The following is a 294-nucleotide window of genomic DNA, read 5'->3' as shown; positions in this document are numbered from 1 at the left end:
GCTCGCTGCACGACAGACTCCAGACTTTCGAACCATTAATCGATTCCGCTCGCAACGAATGAAAGGTCTCATTGACGACGTATTCGCGGCTGTATTACAACTGCTTATCGAAGAAGGATACGTCACCATGGAACACTATTTCCTTGACGGCACGAAAATCGAGGCCAACGCCAATCGGTATACCTTTGTATGGAAAAAGTCCACAGACCGGTATCAGGAAAAGTTGCAGACCCAGATTCGTCAACTGTTGGACGAGATTGATGAAGTCAACCAACAGGAACAAAAGGAGTACGG

General features: G+C 47.3%; 1 protein-coding gene. It reads left to right on the top strand.

Annotation, left to right across the window (positions count from 1 at the left end):
• A partial coding sequence (locus QMF38_RS09405; protein ID WP_390854393.1) for a transposase occupies positions 1–294 on the top strand: 294 nt, incomplete at both ends.

Source organism: Alicyclobacillus hesperidum subsp. aegles (genome assembly GCF_027923525.1).
In the GTDB taxonomy this organism is placed as follows: domain Bacteria; phylum Bacillota; class Bacilli; order Alicyclobacillales; family Alicyclobacillaceae; genus Alicyclobacillus; species Alicyclobacillus aegles.
Note: the sequence above shows the minus strand (reverse complement) of the source record. Positions and strands in the feature narration are given on the sequence as shown.